18 protein-coding genes, 1 pseudogene and 1 riboswitch are annotated in these 19,028 nt (G+C 73.2%); of the genes and pseudogenes, 13 read left to right on the top strand and 6 right to left on the bottom strand.

Features of this window, described 5'->3' with window-relative positions:
• The first annotated feature begins 289 nt into the window (after positions 1-289).
• From KUM32_RS27490 to KUM32_RS27480, 3 genes and pseudogenes are all read left to right on the top strand, one after another.
• Complete coding sequence (locus KUM32_RS27490) at positions 290-1,645, top strand: XRE family transcriptional regulator (protein WP_217144661.1); 1,356 nt, start codon at positions 290-292, stop codon at positions 1,643-1,645.
• A gap of 618 nt (positions 1,646-2,263) precedes the next feature.
• Positions 2,264-3,253, top strand: coding sequence for a malate dehydrogenase (locus tag KUM32_RS27485; RefSeq protein WP_217144660.1), 990 nt, complete (start codon positions 2,264-2,266; stop codon positions 3,251-3,253).
• 282 nt (positions 3,254-3,535) lie between these two features.
• Positions 3,536-4,339 (top strand): annotated as a pseudogene (locus tag KUM32_RS27480) (ABC transporter substrate-binding protein); the annotation flags it as partial.
• 3 nt (positions 4,340-4,342) lie between these two features.
• Here the strand turns inward: KUM32_RS27480 and KUM32_RS27475 are convergent.
• From KUM32_RS27475 to KUM32_RS27465, 3 genes are read right to left on the bottom strand one after another with little or no spacing between them, the layout of a single operon-like run.
• Positions 4,343-5,062 carry an isocitrate lyase/phosphoenolpyruvate mutase family protein gene (locus KUM32_RS27475; RefSeq protein ID WP_217144673.1) on the bottom strand — a complete coding sequence of 240 codons (720 nt, stop codon included), beginning with the start codon at positions 5,060-5,062 and terminating at the stop codon, positions 4,343-4,345.
• The gene (locus tag KUM32_RS27470) at positions 5,059-5,505 is read right to left on the bottom strand and encodes a carboxymuconolactone decarboxylase family protein (protein ID WP_217144659.1); all 447 of its coding nucleotides are present in this window, start codon (positions 5,503-5,505) and stop codon (positions 5,059-5,061) included. The genes KUM32_RS27475 and KUM32_RS27470 overlap by 4 nt, the downstream gene beginning before the upstream one ends.
• Positions 5,502-6,038: a carboxymuconolactone decarboxylase family protein gene (locus KUM32_RS27465; protein ID WP_217144658.1), complete on the bottom strand. Its 537-nt coding sequence runs from the start codon at positions 6,036-6,038 to the stop codon at positions 5,502-5,504. Before KUM32_RS27465 ends, KUM32_RS27470 begins: the two co-directional genes overlap by 4 nt.
• A 47-nt stretch (positions 6,039-6,085) precedes the next feature.
• On the opposite strand from KUM32_RS27465, the gene KUM32_RS27460 reads away from it, so the two are divergent.
• The 6 genes from KUM32_RS27460 to KUM32_RS27435 all read left to right on the top strand — a co-directional run bounded on the left by KUM32_RS27460 (position 6,086) and on the right by KUM32_RS27435 (position 12,739).
• Positions 6,086-7,474 carry a PLP-dependent aminotransferase family protein gene (locus KUM32_RS27460; protein ID WP_217144657.1) on the top strand — a complete coding sequence of 463 codons (1,389 nt, stop codon included), beginning with the start codon at positions 6,086-6,088 and terminating at the stop codon, positions 7,472-7,474.
• A 76-nt stretch (positions 7,475-7,550) separates the two neighbouring features.
• Positions 7,551-7,925: a hypothetical protein gene (locus KUM32_RS27455; protein ID WP_217144656.1), complete on the top strand. Its 375-nt coding sequence runs from the start codon at positions 7,551-7,553 to the stop codon at positions 7,923-7,925.
• A gap of 8 nt (positions 7,926-7,933) precedes the next feature.
• Positions 7,934-9,118 (top strand): glutathionylspermidine synthase family protein, encoded by a 1,185-nt coding sequence (locus KUM32_RS27450; RefSeq protein ID WP_217144655.1) that lies wholly within the window; start codon positions 7,934-7,936, stop codon positions 9,116-9,118.
• Between the two features lie 171 nt (positions 9,119-9,289).
• Positions 9,290-9,376, top strand: a riboswitch (ZMP/ZTP riboswitch).
• A gap of 30 nt (positions 9,377-9,406) precedes the next feature.
• Positions 9,407-10,852, top strand: coding sequence for a glycine hydroxymethyltransferase (locus KUM32_RS27445; RefSeq protein ID WP_217144654.1), 1,446 nt, complete (start codon positions 9,407-9,409; stop codon positions 10,850-10,852).
• Positions 10,853-10,977: 125 nt separating this feature from the next.
• Complete coding sequence (gene trpS, locus KUM32_RS27440; RefSeq protein ID WP_217144653.1) at positions 10,978-11,991, top strand: tryptophan--tRNA ligase; 1,014 nt, start codon at positions 10,978-10,980, stop codon at positions 11,989-11,991.
• Between the two features lie 169 nt (positions 11,992-12,160).
• The gene (locus tag KUM32_RS27435; protein ID WP_217144652.1) at positions 12,161-12,739 is read left to right on the top strand and encodes a 2'-5' RNA ligase family protein; all 579 of its coding nucleotides are present in this window, start codon (positions 12,161-12,163) and stop codon (positions 12,737-12,739) included.
• Positions 12,740-12,759: 20 nt separating this feature from the next.
• Here the strand turns inward: KUM32_RS27435 and KUM32_RS27430 are convergent, their stop codons facing one another.
• A complete protein-coding gene (locus KUM32_RS27430; RefSeq protein WP_217144651.1) occupies positions 12,760-13,515 on the bottom strand; it encodes a decaprenylphospho-beta-D-erythro-pentofuranosid-2-ulose 2-reductase in 756 nt (251 codons plus the stop codon).
• A 17-nt stretch (positions 13,516-13,532) separates the two neighbouring features.
• Positions 13,533-14,906, bottom strand: a complete 1,374-nt coding sequence (locus KUM32_RS27425) for an FAD-binding protein (RefSeq protein ID WP_217144650.1) — start codon at positions 14,904-14,906, stop codon at positions 13,533-13,535.
• Between the two features lie 133 nt (positions 14,907-15,039).
• Between KUM32_RS27425 and KUM32_RS27420 the strand changes: the two genes are divergently transcribed.
• From KUM32_RS27420 to KUM32_RS27405, 4 genes are read left to right on the top strand one after another with little or no spacing between them, the layout of a single operon-like run.
• Positions 15,040-15,549 (top strand): phosphatase PAP2 family protein, encoded by a 510-nt coding sequence (locus tag KUM32_RS27420; RefSeq protein ID WP_217144649.1) that lies wholly within the window; start codon positions 15,040-15,042, stop codon positions 15,547-15,549.
• Entirely contained in the window at positions 15,542-16,492 is a 951-nt protein-coding gene (locus KUM32_RS27415) for a decaprenyl-phosphate phosphoribosyltransferase (protein ID WP_217144648.1), read from the top strand. The genes KUM32_RS27420 and KUM32_RS27415 overlap by 8 nt, the downstream gene beginning before the upstream one ends.
• Positions 16,486-16,971 (top strand): GtrA family protein, encoded by a 486-nt coding sequence (locus KUM32_RS27410; protein ID WP_217144647.1) that lies wholly within the window; start codon positions 16,486-16,488, stop codon positions 16,969-16,971. Before KUM32_RS27415 ends, KUM32_RS27410 begins: the two co-directional genes overlap by 7 nt.
• Complete coding sequence (locus KUM32_RS27405) at positions 16,959-17,882, top strand: YihY/virulence factor BrkB family protein (RefSeq protein WP_254406208.1); 924 nt, start codon at positions 16,959-16,961, stop codon at positions 17,880-17,882. Before KUM32_RS27410 ends, KUM32_RS27405 begins: the two co-directional genes overlap by 13 nt.
• On the opposite strand, the gene KUM32_RS27400 is transcribed toward KUM32_RS27405, so the two are convergent.
• The coding region (locus KUM32_RS27400) for a D-alanyl-D-alanine carboxypeptidase family protein (protein WP_254406207.1) at positions 17,830-19,028 on the bottom strand (1,199 nt) is incomplete at its 5' end. The two genes, KUM32_RS27405 and KUM32_RS27400, sit on opposite strands and share 53 nt — an antisense overlap.

Here is a 19,028-nt window from a genome sequence, read left to right as displayed (position 1 = left end):
GGACGGCCGGGGGGTGGTCTGAAGAACGGCCGGGGGGCTCCGTGGGACGGGCAGGGGCTCCCTTCGGTGCACGGGAGGGCCGATGGGACACTGGACCACGGGTCGATGGGCGTGCGACGGTGCACCTTCGCGACCTCTGTGCTCCTGTGCGCCCCCACCCCGGGAGCTGAGATCCTGACCGGGCGCATCCCTGTGGGTAGCCAGAACGGGGACTCCGCGTGGGACGCCGCGCGCGAGGACCGAGCGGGGGAACGAACAGCACGTCACCGGGGGGAAGAGGGGGGTAGCAATGCCTCGTTGGAAGGCCTTGCCGGATGAACTCGATCCGCAGATCAGAGAGTTCACCAGCCAGTTGCGCCGACTTGTGGACCGCAGCGAGCTCAGCGTCGCGTCGGTGGCCGACGCCACGGGCTACAGCAAGACGTCCTGGGAGCGCTATCTGAGCGGCAGGCTGCTGGCGCCCAAGGGCGCCGTCGTGGCCCTGGCCGAGGTGACGGGGACCAACCCCGTCCACCTGACGACCATGTGGGAGCTGGCCGAGCGCGCCTGGAGCCGTTCGGAGATGCGCCATGACATGACCATGGAGGCCATTCGGATCTCCCAGGCCCGCGCCGCGCTCGGCGAGCTGGGCACGCCCCCGGCCCAGTCCGGCACCGGCGGCAAGAGCAGCCGGGGCGGCAGGATGGGCCGTCACGGCGGCGCCGCGACGGCGACACCCGGGATCGCCGGGCCGGCCGGCGTGGCACCCACGCTGCCGCCGCCGACGGTCCCCGCACAGCCGACCGCCGCCGACAGCCCCGACTCCGCCGTGGGGGCCGTACGGGGCGGCGGTGCGACCGGCGTCGCACCTTCCGGCACGTCATCCGGCGCCCCTTCCGCCGCGTCCTCCGTCGTCCCTCCCGCCACATCCACCGGCGCCCCGTACGGCACGTCATCCGGCGGGCCGACCGACGGCAACTCCTGGGGCCTCGCCGGGTACCGGGGGCCCGCCCCGACCGGTGGAAGCGCCGCACGGCCCGGGACCGGCCCCGGGGTCGCCGCGGGAACGGCGCCGATGCCGGCCGTCGTCCCGGGCCACCCCGAGCCCTCGGACACGTACGGTGAACCCCCGCGTGGGGGCTCCTCCGAGTGGGGCCGTTCCTCCGGCGGCGGCAGCAAGCGGACGATGACGTTCGTCGCGGGGGTCGTCGGGGTGCTCGTGGTGATCGCGGGCGCCTTCTTCCTCCTGAACGACGGCGGTGACAAGAAGAACGAGGGCGCCAAGCCGTCCCCCTCGCCCACCGCGAGCAGCAACCCCCAGCTGCCGCCCGGAGTGAAGTGCAGCGGCGACCTTTGCACCGGCAAGGACCCGGAGGCCATGGGCTGTGGCGGCGACCTGGTGACCACCGCCGCGACCGCCACCGTCGGCACGGCCGCCGTCGAGGTCCGCTACAGCAAGACCTGCGGCGCCGCGTGGGCCCGTGTCACGCAGGCCGCTCAGGGCGACGAGGTCCAGGTGAGCGCGGGCGGCAGGAACGCGCAGACGGGCGCGGTCACCGGGGCCGGCGACACCGTCGCGTACACCCCGATGGTCGCGGTGAAGACCGGGGCCGAGGCCAAGGCGTGCGTGACGCTGGCGTCGGGCCAGAAGGGCTGCACCGAGTAACCGCGGTGCCCGGCGAGCGCCGCACCGGGCCGCGCGGAGCCGCACCGGGCCGCCGGGCTCCACCCGGCCGCGCGGAGCCGCACCGGGCCGCCGGGCCCCGCCGGGCCGCGCGGAGCCGCACCGGGCCACCGGGCTCCGCGGGCCCCGCCGGGCTCCGCGGGCCCCGCCGGGCTCCGCCGGGCTCCGCCGGGCTCCGCCGGGCTCCGCCGGGCCCCGCGGAGCCGCACTGTGCCGGGCCGCACCGGACGGGGTGAGCGCCACCGCTCCGGGAGAAAAGTCGTCCGGGACAGGAATGGCTCGCCGCGTGACGGGCACGCGTGAGGTATCCCCCCACGGGTGACCGGCAATGGTGTCCCCCGACCGGCGGCCGCTTCGTCCCCCCCTCTCCCGGACTGGCGGCCGCCTCTTCGTGCTCCTCACGTCCTCGTCGCCGCATGCCCCGTTCGCTCGCTCGGGTGACCCCGGCGGTGGCCCTGTGGGCCGGGCCACACCGACCCGGACGTCCCGGACACCGAGGGCGCGATAGCCTGACCGCTGGATCGATCTCTTGACGCCAAGAGATCGATCAAACGCCCGGGGCAGGGACGCCCCACCGCCAGCTGTCATACGGAGAACGCCATGACTCGCACTCCCGTGAACGTCACCGTCACCGGCGCGGCCGGCCAGATCGGTTACGCCCTGCTCTTCCGCATCGCCTCCGGCCAGCTGCTCGGCGCGGACGTGCCGGTCAAGCTGCGCCTCCTGGAGATCACCCCGGCGCTCAAGGCCGCCGAGGGCACCGCGATGGAGCTGGACGACTGCGCGTTCCCGCTCCTGCAGGGCATCGAGATCACGGACGACCCGAACGTGGCCTTCGACGGTGCCAACGTCGCCCTCCTCGTGGGCGCCCGCCCCCGCACCAAGGGCATGGAGCGCGGTGACCTCCTCGAGGCCAACGGCGGCATCTTCAAGCCGCAGGGCAAGGCCATCAACGACCACGCCGCGGACGACATCAAGGTCCTCGTCGTCGGCAACCCGGCCAACACCAACGCCCTGATCGCCCAGGCCGCCGCCCCGGACGTGCCCGCGGAGCGCTTCACGGCGATGACCCGCCTGGACCACAACCGCGCGCTGACCCAGCTCGCGAAGAAGACGGGCGCGTCGGTCGCCGACATCAAGCGCCTGACCATCTGGGGCAACCACTCCGCCACCCAGTACCCGGACATCTTCCACGCCACGGTCGCGGGCAAGAACGCCGCCGAGGTCGTGGGCGACGAGAAGTGGCTGGCCGACGACTTCATCCCGACCGTCGCCAAGCGCGGTGCCGCCATCATCGAGGCCCGCGGTGCCTCGTCGGCCGCCTCCGCCGCCAACGCCGCCATCGACCACGTCCACACCTGGGTCAACGGCACCGCCGAGGGCGACTGGACCTCCATGGGCATCCCGTCCGACGGCTCCTACGGCGTCCCGGAGGGCCTGATCTCCTCCTTCCCGGTCACCTGCAAGGACGGCGCGTACGAGATCGTCCAGGGCCTGGACGTCAACGAGTTCTCCCGCGCCCGCATCGACGCCTCCGTCAAGGAGCTGTCGGAGGAGCGCGAGGCGGTCCGCGGTCTCGGCCTCATCTGAGCCCACCCCCTTTTCGGGGCCGTCCGCCAACGGCCTCGTACGGGCCCTGTTCCGGTTCCGACCGGGACGGGGCCCGCGCTCGTTCCGCCCGGCATCCTTCAGCGTTGCCTCAGGCTCCGCCTGCCCCGGACCGTGCCTGCGTCCCCCGCGCCCTCCACCACCCGATCAGCGGACACTTCGCCCCCCTTTCCTCCCTTTTCTCAGTGATGCGCCGCACGTTCGACCGCCGATTCGGCATGCCTGCGGGGCCGTGGGGCAGGGGCTCACGGTCCCCGGCGACGTGCCCAGGCCAACGTGGCCGTCGCCCGGTACCTGCTGGAGCACGAGCTCGGCTACCGCGTCGACACCGTCCAGGTCGACGAGGTCCCCGCCTGGGACGCGCTCAGCCAGGGCCGGGTCGACGCCATCCTGGAGGACTGGGGCCACCCCGAACAGGAGCGGCGCTACGTCCAGGACAAGAAGACCATCGCCCCCGGCGGCGACCTCGGCGTCACCGGACACATCGGCTGGTTCGTCCCGGCGTACTTCGCGAAGAAGCACCCGGACGTGACCGACTGGAAGAACCTCGACAAGTACGCCGGCCTGCTGCGCACCGCGGAGAGCGGCGGAAAGGGCCAGCTGCTGGACGGCTCCCCGTCCTACGTCACCAACGACAAGGCGCTGGTGGAGAACCTGGACCTGGACTACCAGGTCGTCTTCGCCGGTTCCGAGGCCGCCCAGATCACCCAGATCAAGCAGTTCGCCAAGGAGGAGAAGCCCTTCCTGACCTACTGGTACACGCCCCAGTGGCTGTTCGAGAAGGTCCCGATGACGGAGGTGAAGCTGCCGCCGTACGAGGAGGGCTGTGACGCCGACCCGGCGGGGGTCGACTGCGCCTACCCGGTCACCCCGCTGCAGAAGTACCTCAACGCCGGATTCGCGGAGGACGGCGGCGAGGCGGCCGGGTTCCTGAAGAACTTCAGGTGGACGACCGAGGACCAGAACCAGGTCTCCCTGATGATCGCCGAGCAGAGGATGCGCCCGGAGGAGGCGGCGAAGAAGTGGGTGGACAGCCACGAGTCCGTGTGGAAGGCGTGGCTGCCCTGACCCTCACTCCGCCAGCCCTCGCGCGATCTCCCGCACCGCCCGCTCCGCGCGCTGCTGGAGACCCTGCCCGAAGGTGACCCGCGTGGCCCCGAGTCCGCCGAGTTCGGCGGGCGAGGGGCCCTCGCCGGGCAGCGCGTGCACGTTGACCGGCCCCGGGATCCCGGCCCGCAGCAGCGGCAGTACGCCGACCGGGGCGCCGATGGGATACACGCAGTCGGCGCCCGCGGCGACGTATGCCACGGCCCGCTCGACGGCCGCCTCCGGGTCGTCGACGCCCCTGAGGAACGTGTCGACCCGGGCGTTGACGAAGAGCCGGTCACCGGCCGCCGCCCGCACCTCGGACAGCCACTCGGCGTGCTCCTTCCGGTCCCTGAGCACCCCGTCGGTGGAGTCCTCCAGGTTGCAGCCCACGACGCCCGTCTCCAGCAGCCGCCCCACCAGCTCCTCGGGCGGGAGCCCGTAGCCGTCCTCGACGTCCGCGGACACCGGTACGTCCACGGCCCGGACGATCCGCGCGACCGCCGCGAACATCTCGTCGGCCGGGGTGGCCCCGTCCTCGTACCCCAGCGAGGCCGCCACTCCCGCGCTGGGCGTCGCGAGCGCCGGGAAGCCGGCCGCCGCGAACACCCGGGCGCTCGCCGCGTCCCACGGTCCCGGCAGCACGAGGGGGTCGCCCGGAGCACGGTCGTGGTGCAGGGCGCGGAACCGCTCGGCCCCGGTCACCACTCGGTGCTCCCCGGGGGGATCCGCCGGGCGACCATCAGCCGGTTCCAGCTGTTGACGGTGGTGATCAGCGCGAGCAGGTGGGCCAGCGCGTCGGCGTCGAAGTGCCGGGCGGCCTCCTCGTACACCTCGTCCGGCACGAAACCGTCCGTCAGCGCGGTGACCGCCTCGGTGAGCGCCAGTGCGGCCCGCTCCCGCCCGTCGAAGACCTCCCCGGCCTCCTCCCAGGCGTCCAGCAGGCCGAGCCGGCGCTCACTCACTCCCTGCTCGCGCGCGATGCCGAGATGCATGTCCAGGCAGAAGGCGCAGTGGTTGAGCTGCGAGGCGCGGATCTGCACCAGCTCCGCGAGGCCCGGGTCGCCGAGGCCCTGCCTGGCGGCGGCGCCCAGGGCCCGCAGCGCGGCCCGGACGCCGTCCGGCAGGAGCCTGGTACGTGCCGTCACGCGTACTGGCCCGGCGTGTAGTGGCCCGGCGTCAGCCGGCACGTCACGCCGAACCGGTTCCAGGCGTTGATCACCGCGATCGCGGCGATCAGCTGCGCCAGCTCGGCCTCGTCGAAGAACCGGGCGGCCTTCTCGTACACCTCGTCCGGCACGAAACCGTCGGTCAGCACGGTGACCGCCTCGGTCAGCTCGATCGCCGCGAGCTCCTTCTCCGTGTAGAAGTGCCGCGACTCCTCCCAGGCGCCGAGCTGCACGATCCGCTCCACGCTCTCACCGGCGGCGAGCGCGTCCTTGGTGTGCATGTCCAGGCAGAAGGCGCAGTGGTTGAGCTGGGAGGCGCGGATCTTCACCAGCTCCTTGAGCTTCGGGTCCAGCCCCTGGTTGGCGGCCTTCTCCAGCCGCAGCATCGCCTTGTAGACCTCGGGGGCGTGCTTGGCCCACTCCAGCCGGGGGGCCTGCTCGGGGGCGAAGGCGTCGGGGGCGGTGGTGGCTGTGTCCGTCGTGTTCGTCGTGTGCGTCGTGTTCGTCGTCATGCCTTTGAGACTAGGAGCAAGGCAGCCCACGGGTATGGTCCATTTCCATGGGGAAATCGTGGGCCACTTTCGGCATCGACCTGCATCTGGACCGGCGCGGTCCGGGGCTGCGCCGCGGCCTCGGCGACGCCCTGCGCGAGGCCGTCCGCAGTGGCCGGCTGGCCCCCGGGACCCGGCTGCCCTCCTCGCGCGCGCTCGCCGCCGACCTGGGCGTGGCACGCAACACGGTGGCCGAGGTCTACGCCGACCTGGTCGCCGAGGGCTGGCTCGCCGCCCGCCAGGGATCCGGCACCCGCGTCGCCGACCGGACGCCCGCCACCCCCGACCACCGTCCGGCACCGCACCTGCGGGAACCGGGCCGGCCCGCCTACGACCTCGTCCCCGGCACGCCGGAACTCGCGTCCTTCCCCCGCGCCCGGTGGCTGAGGGCGGCCCGCCGTGCCCTGACCGCCGCCCCCGACCTGGCCCTCGGCTACGGCGACCCCCGCGGCCGCGTCGAACTGCGCACCGCGCTCGCCGGCTACCTCTCGCGCGCCCGGGGCGTGCACGCCCACCCCGACCGGATCGTCGTCTGCGCCGGTTTCCTGGGCGGACTCGGCATGCTCGCGGAGCTGCTGCGCCGCAGGGGGGAGTGCTCGGTGGCGGTCGAGTCCTACGGCCTGCCCCACCACCGCCAGCTGATCCGGCGCACGGGCTGCGCCACACCCCCGCTGCCCTTCGACGACCGCGGCACCCTCCCCCTCGACGGCCCGGCCGCCGCGCGGGCCGTCCTGCTGGCCCCCTCCCACCAGTTCCCGATGGGCCTGTCGCTGCTCCCCGAACGCCGGACGGCACTGATCGACTGGGCCCGCCGCACCGGAGGGCTGATCCTGGAGGACGACTACGACGGCGAGCTCCGCTACGACCGCCAGCCCGTCGGCGCCCTCCAGGGCCTGGACCCCGACCGCGTCGTCTACCTGGGCACCGCCAGCAAGTCCCTCGCCCCCGGGCTGCGCCTGGGCTGGCTGGTGCTGCCGCCGGCCCTCGTCGAGGAGGCCATGGCGTGCATGGCGGGCCGCACCCCGGGCGTGCTCGACCAGCTGACCCTCGCCGAGTTCCTCAGCTCCGGCGACTACGACCGGCATGTCCGGGCCGCTCGCCTGCGCTACCGGCGCCGCCGGGACGCCCTGGTCGCCGCCCTCGCCGAACGCGCACCCGACGTACGCGTGACCGGCATCGCCGCCGGACTGCACGCCGTGCTCCGGCTGCCGCCGGGCACCGAGCAGCAGGTGGTGCGCGCCGCCGCCTGGCACGGACTCGCGGTCCCCGGGCTGTCCACCTTCCGGCACCCGGAGGCGGCCGTCGCCCCGCTGGACGCCCTCGTCGTCGGCTACGGCACTCCGCCCGACCACGCCTGGGCGGGGGCCCTGGACGCGCTGTGCCGGTCACTGCCGTAGAGTCCCCCGGCGACGGCCGTACACTCGATCGGCCCAACTGACGTACGGGAACGCGGACAACGGGGGACATTCGGACATGGCGGAGACCCGGAGGCGGCTGCGGTCGAGCACGGTGCTGCTCGGCGGCATGGGAGTGCTCGCGGCGGCCCTGAGCGCGTGCGGCTCGGAACCCGACCGCCGCTGCGTGGACCGCGACAGCTACGACTACCTCAACGGCTACAAGGTCGTCGCCGACAAGAACTGCAATTCCGGTTCGTCCGGCAGCTCGTCCGGCAAGCGCGGCAAGGGCGGCAAGAAGAAGACCGGCTCGTCGACGAGAGTGGACGGCGCCGCCTGGTACTACGACGCCGACGTCAGCAACGGCTGGGCCGACTACGGCACCTTCAGCCGCGAGAAGGCCGTCGACCGCGGCGGCTTCGGCTGCTCCGGATCCGGCAGCGGCGGCGGCTGAGGACGGCCATGGAACGCCGCACCACGGACCCCCGCCCCGGCTGGCAGCGGACCGTCGAGGAACAGGGACTGATCTACCCCCTGACCCGCTACCCCGACAACTCCCTGCGCCCCTACTGGGACGAGAGCGCCTACTACGTCTTCTCCCTCCCGGAGGTCGAGGCGCTGGAGGAGGTCGTCGAGGAACTCCACCGCATGTGCCTGGCGGCGGCCGGTCACATCGTCGCCGCCGACCGCTTCGCCGACCTCGGCATCACCGACCCGCGGGTGGTCCGCGCCGTCACCGAGTCCTGGCAACGCCGCGCCGAACTCCCCTCCGTCTACGCCCGCTTCGACCTGCGCTACGACGGCACGGGGCCCGCCAAGCTCCTGGAGTACAACGCGGACACCCCGACCTCCCTCGTCGAGGCCGCGTCCCCGCAGTGGTTCTGGATGGAGGAGCGCTTCCCCGGCGCCGACCAGTGGAACAGCCTGCACGAGCGGCTGATCGACGCCTGGAAGAAGCAGGCCGCCCTCCTCCCGCCCGGCAGCCCGCTGTACTTCGCGCACTCCTCGGACGACGAACTCGGCGAGGACCTGATGACGGTCGCCTACCTCAAGGAGACCGCCGAACAGGCCGGCCTGGCCACCGACTGGATCTCCATGGAGGAGATCGGCTGGGACCGCCTGTCCGGCCGCTTCGTCGACAACGGGCTCCGTTTCATCCGCAGCATCTTCAAGCTGTACCCCTGGGAATGGCTCACCACCGACCGCTTCGCCGACCACGTCCTGGACACCCTCGACAACGGCGGCGGCACCGGCACCACCCTGTGGATCGAACCCGCCTGGAAGATGCTGCTCAGCAACAAGGCCCTCCTGGCGATCCTGTGGGAGCTGTACCCCGGCCACCCCAACCTCCTGCCGGCCTACCTGGACGGCCCCCGGGAGCTGGCGCGCACCACCGGCTGGGTCGCCAAGCCCCTGCTGGGCCGCGAGGGCGCCGGCGTCACGGTCCACCGCCCCGGCACGCAGGCGCCCCCGCGCACCGAGGTCTGCTGCTACCAGGAACTGGCCCCCCTGCCCGACTTCGACGGCAACCGCGTGGTCCTCGGCGCGTGGGTCGTGGAGAACGAGTCGGCGGGCCTCGGCATCCGGGAGTCGTCGGGCCTGGTGACGGACGAGTACGCCCGTTTCCTGCCCCACGTGATCCTCTGACGGGCGCCGGGGGAGCGCCCCCTCGCAGGCGCGGGACGGTGTCGCTACGCGGCTCCGTCGCGCGGGCGCGACCGGCCGGGACGAGCCCGCGGCCCGCGGCGGACGACCACCGCGCACGCGCTCCCGCATCGCGGACGCCGACGCCACCGGCGGAACGCACCCGGTACGCTGACCCTGGGCCGTGACTGGCGCGCAAGGATGGGACGAACCATCGGGAAGCGGTCCGAGCGAAGAGTGCCGTGCGCCTGGGCCGAACCGAACGCCGTCCACACCGTCCGGAGGCCCTCCATGCCCGCAGAGCTCACCCCCGAGTCCGTCGCCTACCGAGCCGCGCTGCAAGCGATCCGCGCCGTCGAGCCCCGCGTCGCCGACGCCATCGGCCAGGAGGTCGCCGACCAGCGCGAGATGCTCAAGCTGATCGCCTCCGAGAACTACGCCTCCCCGGCCACGCTGCTGGCGATGGGCAACTGGTTCAGCGACAAGTACGCCGAGGGCACCGTCGGCCGCCGCTTCTACGCCGGCTGCCGCAACGTCGACACCGTCGAGTCCCTGGCCGCCGAGCACGCCCGCGAGCTGTTCGGCGCCCGCCACGCCTACGTCCAGCCGCACTCCGGCATCGACGCCAACCTCGTCGCCTTCTGGGCCGTCCTGGGCGCCCGCGTCGAGGTGCCCTTCCTGGAGAAGACCGGCGTCCGCCAGGTCAACGACCTCTCCGAGGCCGACTGGGCGGAGCTGCGCCAGGCCTTCGGCAACCAGCGCATGCTCGGCATGTCCCTCGACGCCGGTGGCCACCTCACCCACGGCTTCCGCCCGAACATCTCCGGCAAGATGTTCGACCAGCGCTCCTACGGCACCGACCCGGCGACCGGCCTCATCGACTACGAGGCCCTGCGCGCCTCGGCCCGCGAGTTCAAGCCGCTGATCATCGTCGCCGGCTACTCCGCGTACCCCCGTCTGGTGAACTTCCGGATCATGCGCGAGATCGCCGACGAGGTCGGCGCCACCCTCATGGTCGACATGGCCCACTTCGCCGGCCTCGTCGCGGGCAAGGTCCTCACCGGCGACTTCGACCCGGTCCCGCACGCCCAGATCGTCACGACGACCACCCACAAGTCGCTGCGCGGCCCGCGCGGCGGCATGGTCCTGTGCGACGACTCCCTCAAGGACCAGGTCGACCGGGGCTGCCCGATGGTCCTCGGCGGCCCGCTCCCGCACGTCATGGCGGCCAAGGCCGTCGCCCTCGCCGAGGCCCGGCAGCCGTCCTTCCAGGACTACGCCCAGCGCATCGTCGACAACTCCCGCGCCCTCGCCGAGGGCCTGATGCGCCGCGGCGCCACCCTGGTGACCGGCGGCACCGACAACCACCTCAACCTGATCGACGTCGCCTCCTCCTACGGCCTCACCGGCCGCCAGGCCGAGCAGGCCCTGCTCGACTCCGGCATCGTCACCAACCGCAACGCCGTCCCGGCCGACCCGAACGGCGCCTGGTACACCTCCGGCATCCGCATCGGCACCCCGGCCCTGACCACCCGTGGCCTGGGCACCGCCGAGATGGACGAGATCGCCGCCCTGATCGACCGCGTCCTGACGACGACCGAGCCGGGCACCACCAAGTCGGGCGCCCCCTCCAAGGCGTCCCACGTCCTCGACGAGAAGGTCGCCCAGGAGATCGCCCAGCGAGCCACGGACCTGGTGGCGGGCTTCCCGCTCTACCCGGAGATCGACCTCGGCTGAGCACCCCCCAAAAGGGGCACGGGGCCGTGTCGGTCCGCGGCTGCCGCCGCGCGGGCACGACCGGCCCCCGCCCCTGGTCCCGCCACCCTCCGGGACCACCCCACCGCTCTGCGAGAATGGTGGGCATGGCGAATGACCGACCCCGCGTGCTCTCCGGAATCCAGCCCACAGCAGGCTCGTTCCACCTCGGCAACTACCTCGGCGCCGTCCGCCAGTGGGTGGCCCTGCAGGAGACCCATGACGCGTTCTACATGGTCGTCGACCTGCACGCGATCACGGTCCCGCAGGACCCGAAGGAGCTGCGCGCCAACACCCGGCTCGCCGTCGCCCAGCTGCTGGCCGCCGGACTGGACCCGGAGCGCTGCACGCTCTTCGTCCAGAGCCACGTCCCCGAGCACGCCCAGCTCGCCTGGGTCATGAACTGCCTCACCGGCTTCGGCGAGGCGTCCCGCATGACCCAGTTCAAGGACAAGTCCGCCAAGCAGGGCGCCGACCGCGCCTCCGTCGGCCTGTTCACCTACCCCGTCCTCCAGGTCGCGGACATCCTGCTCTACCAGGCCGACGAGGTCCCCGTCGGCGAGGACCAGCGCCAGCACATCGAGCTCACCCGTGACCTCGCCGAGCGCTTCAACGGCCGCTTCGGCGAGACCTTCACCGTCCCCTCCGCGTACATCCTCAAGGAGACGGCGAAGATCTACGACCTCCAGGACCCCTCGGTCAAGATGAGCAAGTCGGCGTCCACGCCGAAGGGCCTCATCAACCTGCTGGACGAACCGAAGACCACCGCCAAGAAGGTCAGGAGCGCGGTCACCGACACGGACACCGTCATCCGCTTCGACGCGGAGAACAAGCCGGGCGTCAGCAACCTCCTCTCCATCTACTCGACCCTCACCGGCACGACGGTTCCCGAGCTGGAGCGGCAGTACGAGGGCAAGGGCTACGGCGCGCTGAAGACGGACCTCGCGGAGATCATGGTCGAGTTCGTGACGCCGTTCCGGGAGCGCACCCAGCAGTACCTGGACGACCCGGAGACGCTCGACTCGGTCCTGGCCAAGGGTGCGGAGAAGGCACGGGCCGTCGCCGCGGAGACCCTCGCCCGGACGTACGACAGGGTGGGCTTCCTGCCCGCCAAGCACTGACCGGCCCTCCGCCCCCGGTGCCGACCCGGCGCCACCCGTGCGCCCCGGCACGCCGCCGTAGCGCTGCACATCACTCCGGTTGCGCCTGCCCCCGGCACGGTCGGGGCCGTACAGTCGATATCCGGGTGTCCGGCATCCGGCACAACGACACGAAACGACAGGAGACGACGTGGGGACCGTAACGATCGGCGTGTCGATCGCGGTCCCGGAGCCACACGGCAGCGAGCTCCAGCAGCTGCGCGCGGGCTTCGGCGACGCCGCTGCTCACGGCATCCCCACGCACGTCACCCTGCTGCCGCCGACCGAGGTCGACGGCGCCGCGCTGGCCGCGGTCGAGGCGCACCTGGCGGAGGTGGCGGCGCGCGGCCGGTCCTTCCCGATGCGGCTGTCCGGCACCGGCACCTTCCGCCCGCTGTCGCCGGTGGTCTTCGTCCAGGTGGTCGAGGGCGCCGCGGCCTGTTCCTGGCTGCAGAAGCGGGTCCGCGACGCGTCCGGCCCCCTGGCACGTGAACTGCAGTTCCCCTACCACCCGCACGTCACGGTGGCGCACGGCATCGACGAGGCGGCGATGGACCGCGCCCACGCGGAGCTGTCCGACTACGAGGCCCAGTGGTCCTGCACCGGCTTCGCCCTGTACGAGCAGGGCCCCGACCGGGTGTGGCGCAAGCTGCGCGAGTTCGCCTTCGGCGGCGCCACGGTGCCCCCGCAGGCCGGACGGGCGGAGCACGACTCCCTGCCGGCCCGCTAGGCGGGGCCCGGCCCGAGGCCCTACACCGGCAGCCGTCGGAACACCGTCCGCGGCAGGTGCCGCAGCGCCGACATCACCACACGCAGCGCCCCGGGCACCCACACCGTCTCCGAGCGCCGCCGCAGCCCCAGCTCGATGGCCGTCGCGACCGCCTCGGGCGTCGTCGCCAGCGGCGCCTCCTCCAGACCGGCGGTCATCCGCGTCCGCACGAACCCGGGGCGCACGACCATGACGTGCACCCCGGTGCCGTGCAGCGCGTCGCCCAGGCCCTGCGCGAAGGCGTCCAGCCCCGCCTTGCTGGAGCCGTAGATGAAGTTGGCGCGGCGGGCCCGCTCGCCGGCCACGGAGGAGAGCACCACCAGTGAGCCGTGCCCCTGCGCCTGGAGCGCACGGGCGCTGACCAGGCCCGCCGAGACCGCGCCGGTGTAGTTGGTCTGCGCGACCCGTACGGCGTTCAGCGGCTCGCGCTCGTCGTGCGCCTGGTCGCCGAGGATGCCGAAGGCCAGCAGCACCAGGTCGACGTCCCCCTCGGCGAAGACCTTGCCGAGCGCCGCCTCGTGGGACTCGGGGTCGAGCGCGTCGAAGGCGACGGTGCGCACCTCGGCGCCGAGGCGGCGCAGCTCCTCGGCGGCCCCGTCCAGGGCGGGGGAGGGGCGGCCGGCCAGCCACACCGTGCGGGTGCGGCGGGCGACCAGACGGCGTGCGGTGGCCAGCGCGATCTCGGACGTACCGCCGAGGACGAGAAGGGACTGGGGGATGCCGAAGGCGTCCTTCACGACAGCTCCTGAGGTTCCTAGAGGGCGAGGCGCCGGGACAGGTCGGACCTGAACACCCCGCGCGGGTCCAGCTCCGCGCGCAGCGCGCGGAAGTCGTCCAGGCGCGGGTACATCGCGGCGAGCAGCTCGGGGCGCAGCCGGGAGTCCTTGGCGAGGTAGACCCGGCCGCCGGCCGCGGCCACCTCCTCGTCGAGGGAGTCGAGGAAGGCGCCGAGCCCCGGCAGCCCCGCCGGGATGTCCAGGGCGAGGGTCCAGCCGGGCAGGGGGAAGGAGAGCCAGCCGGGGTCGGCGTCCCCGAACCGCTTGAGGACCGCCAGGAAGGACGGACAGCGGTGGGCGGAGATGCGCCGCACGATCCGGCGCAGGGTGTCCTCCCGGCCGTGGCCGACGACGAACTGGTACTGCACGAAGCCGCCGCGGCCGTAGATCCGGTTCCAGTGCGGGACGCCGTCCAGCGGGTGGAAGAAGGTGGAGATCCGCTGGAGCTGGCCGGTGCGCCTGCGGGGCGCCCTGTGGTACCAGAGCGCGTTGAAGAGGCCCACCGTCGTCCGGCTGAGCAGGCCCTCGGGGACCAGGTCGGGGGCGGCCGGGAGGCGGGAGGTGCGGAAGGCCAGCGGCGCCCGCCGCGCGCGCGTGCCGCCGGGCAGCGCGTCCAGCGGGGCGTGGTCGCCGCGGGTGAGCACCGCGCGGCCGGTCGCCGCGCCGCGGGCGAGGAGGTCGATCCAGGCGACCGAGTAGCGGTAGCGGTGGTCGGTGGCCGTCAGACGGGCCATCAGGTCGTCCAGGTCGGTGGCGCGCTCGGTGTCGACCGACATCAGCGCCGTCTCGACCGGCTGGAGCCGCACGGTCGCGGTGAGGATCACGCCGGTCAGGCCCATGCCGCCGGCGGTCGCGTCGAACAGGGGGGTGCCCCGGGCCACGGTGCGCACCCGGCCGTCGGCGGTGAGCAGCTCCAGGGAGAGCACGTGCCGGGTGAAGGACCCCGACCCGTGGTGGTTCTTGCCGTGGATGTCCGCGCCGATCGCCCCGCCGACCGTCACGTAGCGGGTGCCGGGCGTCACCGGCACGAACCAGCCGAGCGGCAGCAGGACCTCCATCAGCCGGTGCAGGGAGACCCCCGCGTCGCACAGCACGGTGCCGCCGTCCACGTCGATGGCGTGGACGCGGTCCAGGCCCGTCATGTCGAACACGGCACCGCCCGCGTTCTGCGCGGCGTCCCCGTACGCCCGCCCCAGCCCTCTCGGGATGCCGCCCCGGGCCCCGCAGGCGCGCACGGCGTCGACGGCCTCCTGGTACGTCCGGGGGCGGACCAGCCGGGCTGCGGTGGGCGCGGTGCGGCCCCAGCCGGTGACGGGACCCCAAGCGGCGGCGGGAGCGGTGTCGGCGGACATGCCGGTGACCGTAGTGCCCTTATGTGGGCGATTAGTTCTAAAACATCCCAGGCCTCACTGAAACGGGTGATTAATGGTATGTCGCTCGGGCATGCCCTCCTTCCCGCGCCGCGGGCGTGAACAGTGAGTCCACATGGACGACCTCGACGACATGGACCACCGGATCGTGACGGCGCTCAGAGCCTGCGGCACGGACCCGCGCGTGGCCGGTGCCGCGCGTGCCCTGTCCTGGGCCGGGGAGCACGGAGCGCTGTGGCTCGCCGCGGGCCTCGCCGGAGCCGCCATGGACGGCGCGCGGCGCGGGGCCTGGCTGCGCGGCACCGCGCTCACCGCGGGCGCGCACCTGGTCAGCATGGGGGTGAAGCGGGTCGTGCGCCGTCCGCGCCCCCCGCACGTCGTGCCGCTGGTGCGCACCGCCGGCCGGCACTCCTTCCCCAGCTCCCACGCCACCTCGGCCGCGGCGGCCGCCGTCGCCTTCGGCGCGCTCGGGGTCCACGCCGCCTGGCCGCTCGCCGTCGCGGTGTGCGTCTCCCGGCTGGTCGTCGGCGTCCACTACCCCTCCGACGTGGCGGCGGGCGCGGCCCTGGGGGCGCTCACGGCCCGGCTCGGCGCCCCCTGGATGCGCGGAGGCACCCGTGACTGACACGGCCCTCCTGCGCCACCCCGCCCGCGAACAGCAGAGGGGGCCCGCGCCCTCCCGCCCGAAGGGGCTCCTGGCCGGACTGCTCCGTACCGCCCGCCCCCGGCAGTGGGTCAAGAACGTCCTGGTCGTCGCCGCCCCGGCCGCGGCCGGCGAGTTGTTCTCCCCGCACTCCCTGCTCCGGCTCGCGCTCGTCTTCGTCCTCTTCACCGCCTGCGCCGCCGCCGTCTACCTCGTCAACGACGCCCGCGACGCCGTGGCCGACCGCGCCCACCCGGTCAAGCGGCACCGCCCGGTCGCCGCCGGGCAGGTCCCGGTGGCGGTCGCGTACGCCGCCGGGGGCGTCCTGGGCGTCCTCGCGCCCGCCGTCGCCGCCTGGCTGTGCCCGCCGGCCGTCGCGGCCCTGCTGACCGCCTACCTCGTGATGCAACTGGCGTACTGCGTCAGCCTCAAGCACGTCCTGGTCGTCGACCTCGCCGTCGTCACCACCGGCTTCCTGATGCGGGCGATGACCGGCGGGCTCGCGCTCGGCATCCCCCTGTCCCGCTGGTTCCTCATCACGACCGGGTTCGGCGCGCTGTTCATGGTCTCCGCCAAGCGTTACTCCGAGGCCGTGCAGATGGCCGGGAAGGAGGGCGCCACGCGCGCGTTGCTCACCGAGTACACCACCGGCTACCTCCGCTTCGTCTGGCAGCTCGCGGCCGGTGTCGCCGTCCTCGGCTACTGCCTGTGGGCCATGGAGGAGGGCGGCGTCCCGCACACCAGCGTGCTGCCCTGGCGCCAGCTGTCCATGGTCGCCTTCATCCTCGCCGTCCTGCGCTACGCCGTCTTCGCCGACCGCGGCACGGCCGGCGAACCCGAGGACGTCGTGCTGCGCGACCGGCCGCTCGCGCTGATCGGCGTGGTGTGGGTGGCGATGTACGGCCTGGCGGTGGCCAATTGGTAGGCGGCCCTTCCGCGCCCGCCCGCCGCGAACTGATCGGCTTCGCCGCCGTCGGCCTGCTCGCCTACGCCGCCGACCTCGGCCTCTTCACCGTCCTGCGCGGCCCCGCCGGACTCGGCCCGCTCACCGCGAAGGCGCTGTCCTTCGTCGCCGGCTGCTCCGTGGCGTACGCGGGCAACGCGCTCGGCACCTACCGGCACACCCGCCCGCCGGGCCTGCGCCCGTACGCCGTGTTCCTCGCGGTGAACCTCGCCGGTGCCGCCGTACAACTGCTGTGCCTGGCCGTCAGCCACTACGGCCTCGGTCTCACCTCGCAGCGCGCCGACACCGTCTCCGGCGCCGTCATCGGCATGGCCCTGGCCACCGTCCTGCGTTTCTGGGGCACAAGGACACTGGTCTTCCGCACCGGGGGAGCCACCGGCCGCGGGCCGGGATCATGGACCGAGGAATCCGGGGGCAGGGTCGGATCATGGACTGGCTGAAGAAGCTCCCTGGCGTGGGGCCGTGGCTGGCGCGGCTGATGACCACGCACGCGTGGCGTTCGTACGAGCGGCTGGACCGGGTGAAGTGGACGCGGCTGGCCGCCGCCATGACCTTCACCAGCTTCGTCGCGCTCTTCCCGCTGCTCAGCCTGGCCGCCGCGGTCGCCGCCGCCACGCTCAGCAAGGAGCAGCAGGACAGGCTCCAGGACAAGCTCACCGAGCAGGTCCCCGGCATCTCCGACCAGCTGAACATCCAGGGACTGGTCGACAACGCGGGCACCGTCGGCCTCATCGCCGGCGCCCTGCTGCTGTTCACCGGCATCGGCTGGGTGGACGCCACCCGGGGCTGCCTGCGCGCCGTGTGGGAGCTGCCCGACGAGGAGGAGAACCCCGTCCTGCACCGGGCCAAGGACGCGGGCGTCCTCGTCGGCCTCGGCGGCGCGCTGCTGGTCACCGTCGGCATCTCCACCGTCGCCTCGGCGCTCGTCGGCTGGATCATCCGCCAACTGGGCATCGCCGGGGGCGGCTTCGGCGGCGTCCTGCTCTACGTCGCCGCGTTCGCCGTCGCCGTCCTCGCCGACTTCCTGCTGCTGCTGTACGTGCTGACGCTGCTCCCCGGCGTCCAGCCCGCGCGCCGCCGCCTGGTGGTGGCCGCGTTGACCGGCGCGGTCGGCTTCGAACTGCTGAAGCTGCTGCTGAGCGGCTACATGCAGGGCGTCGCCGCGAAGAGCATGTACGGCGCCTTCGGCGTCCCCGTCGCCCTGCTGCTGTGGATCAACTTCACCTCGAAACTGGTGCTGTTCTGCGCGTCCTGGACGGCGACGGGGAGCAAGGAGCGGGAAGCCGGGGGACAGGACGTCACGGACGCGTCCGGCGACGGACCAGGTCCGGCAGCGGCCACTTCCGGTTGACCAGGAAGGCGCCGCCCGCGAGGAGCACCAGCAGACCGGCGGTGATGCCGGCCGCGACACCGGCACCACTGGAACCGCCCGTGGCCGAGGCGCCCGCCACCGGCTTGGCGCCCACCGCGCCCACCGCGCCCTCCGTGGCGCCGCCGGCCTCCCCGGAGCCGCCCGTGCCGGAGTCCGGGCTCGCCTCGGCGGCACCCTTCGGCGGCACGAGCTCACCCACCGGACGCGTCTTGCCGACCGCCTTGAAACCCCAGTCCAGGAGACGGGCGGTCTCCTTGTAGACCTCGTTGTGCTCGGCCTTCGACGGGTTCATGACCGTGACGAGCAGCACCTTGCCGTTGCGTTCGGCGACGCCGGTGAAGGTGGAGCCGGCGTTGGTGGTGTTGCCGTTCTTCACGCCGGCGATGCCCGGGTAGACGTCCAGGCCGGAGTCGCCGGTCAGCAGCCGGTTGGTGTTCTGGATCTCGAAGGGCGTGCGGGACGTCTTGCCCTTCTTGTCCTTCTTCGTCTCGCCCGGGAACTTCGCGCGGACCGTCGAGGCGTACTCGCGGAAGTCCTTCTTCTGCAGCCCCGAGCGGGCGATCAGCGTCAGGTCGTACGCGGAGGAGACCTGACCCGGCGCGTCGTAGCCGTCGGGGCTGACCACCTCGGTGTCCAGGGCCCGCAGTTCGTCCGCGTGCTCGTTCATCTCCCGCACGGTGTTCGCGACACCGCCGTTCATCGCGGACAGGACGTGCACGGCGTCGTTGCCGGAGCGCAGGAAGACACCGAGCCACAGGTCGTGGACGGTGTAGGTCTCCTCCTCCTTGATGCCGACCATGCTGGAGCCCGCGCCGATGCCCGCGAGGTCGGCGGGGACGACCTTGTGCTTGGCCGTCTTCGGCCACTTCGGCAGCAGCGTGTCGGCGAACAGCATCTTCAGCGTGCTCGCCGGGGCCAGGCGCCAGTGCGCGTTGTGCGCGGCGAGCACGTCACCGGACTCGGCGTCGGCCACGATCCACGAGCGGGCGGAGAGGTCCTTCGGCAGCACCGGTGCCCCGCCCGCGAGATCGACCTGCGTCCCGGGCTTGCCGAGCCGCGCGCCGCCCACCGTCGACATCGTGGCGGGCGGCGTCGCCGACGGGCTCGTCGAGGGGCCGGGGGCGG

The sequence above is a fragment of the Streptomyces sp. AC627_RSS907 genome, from assembly GCF_019049165.1.
This window is presented reverse-complemented; position numbering and strand designations above follow the sequence as displayed.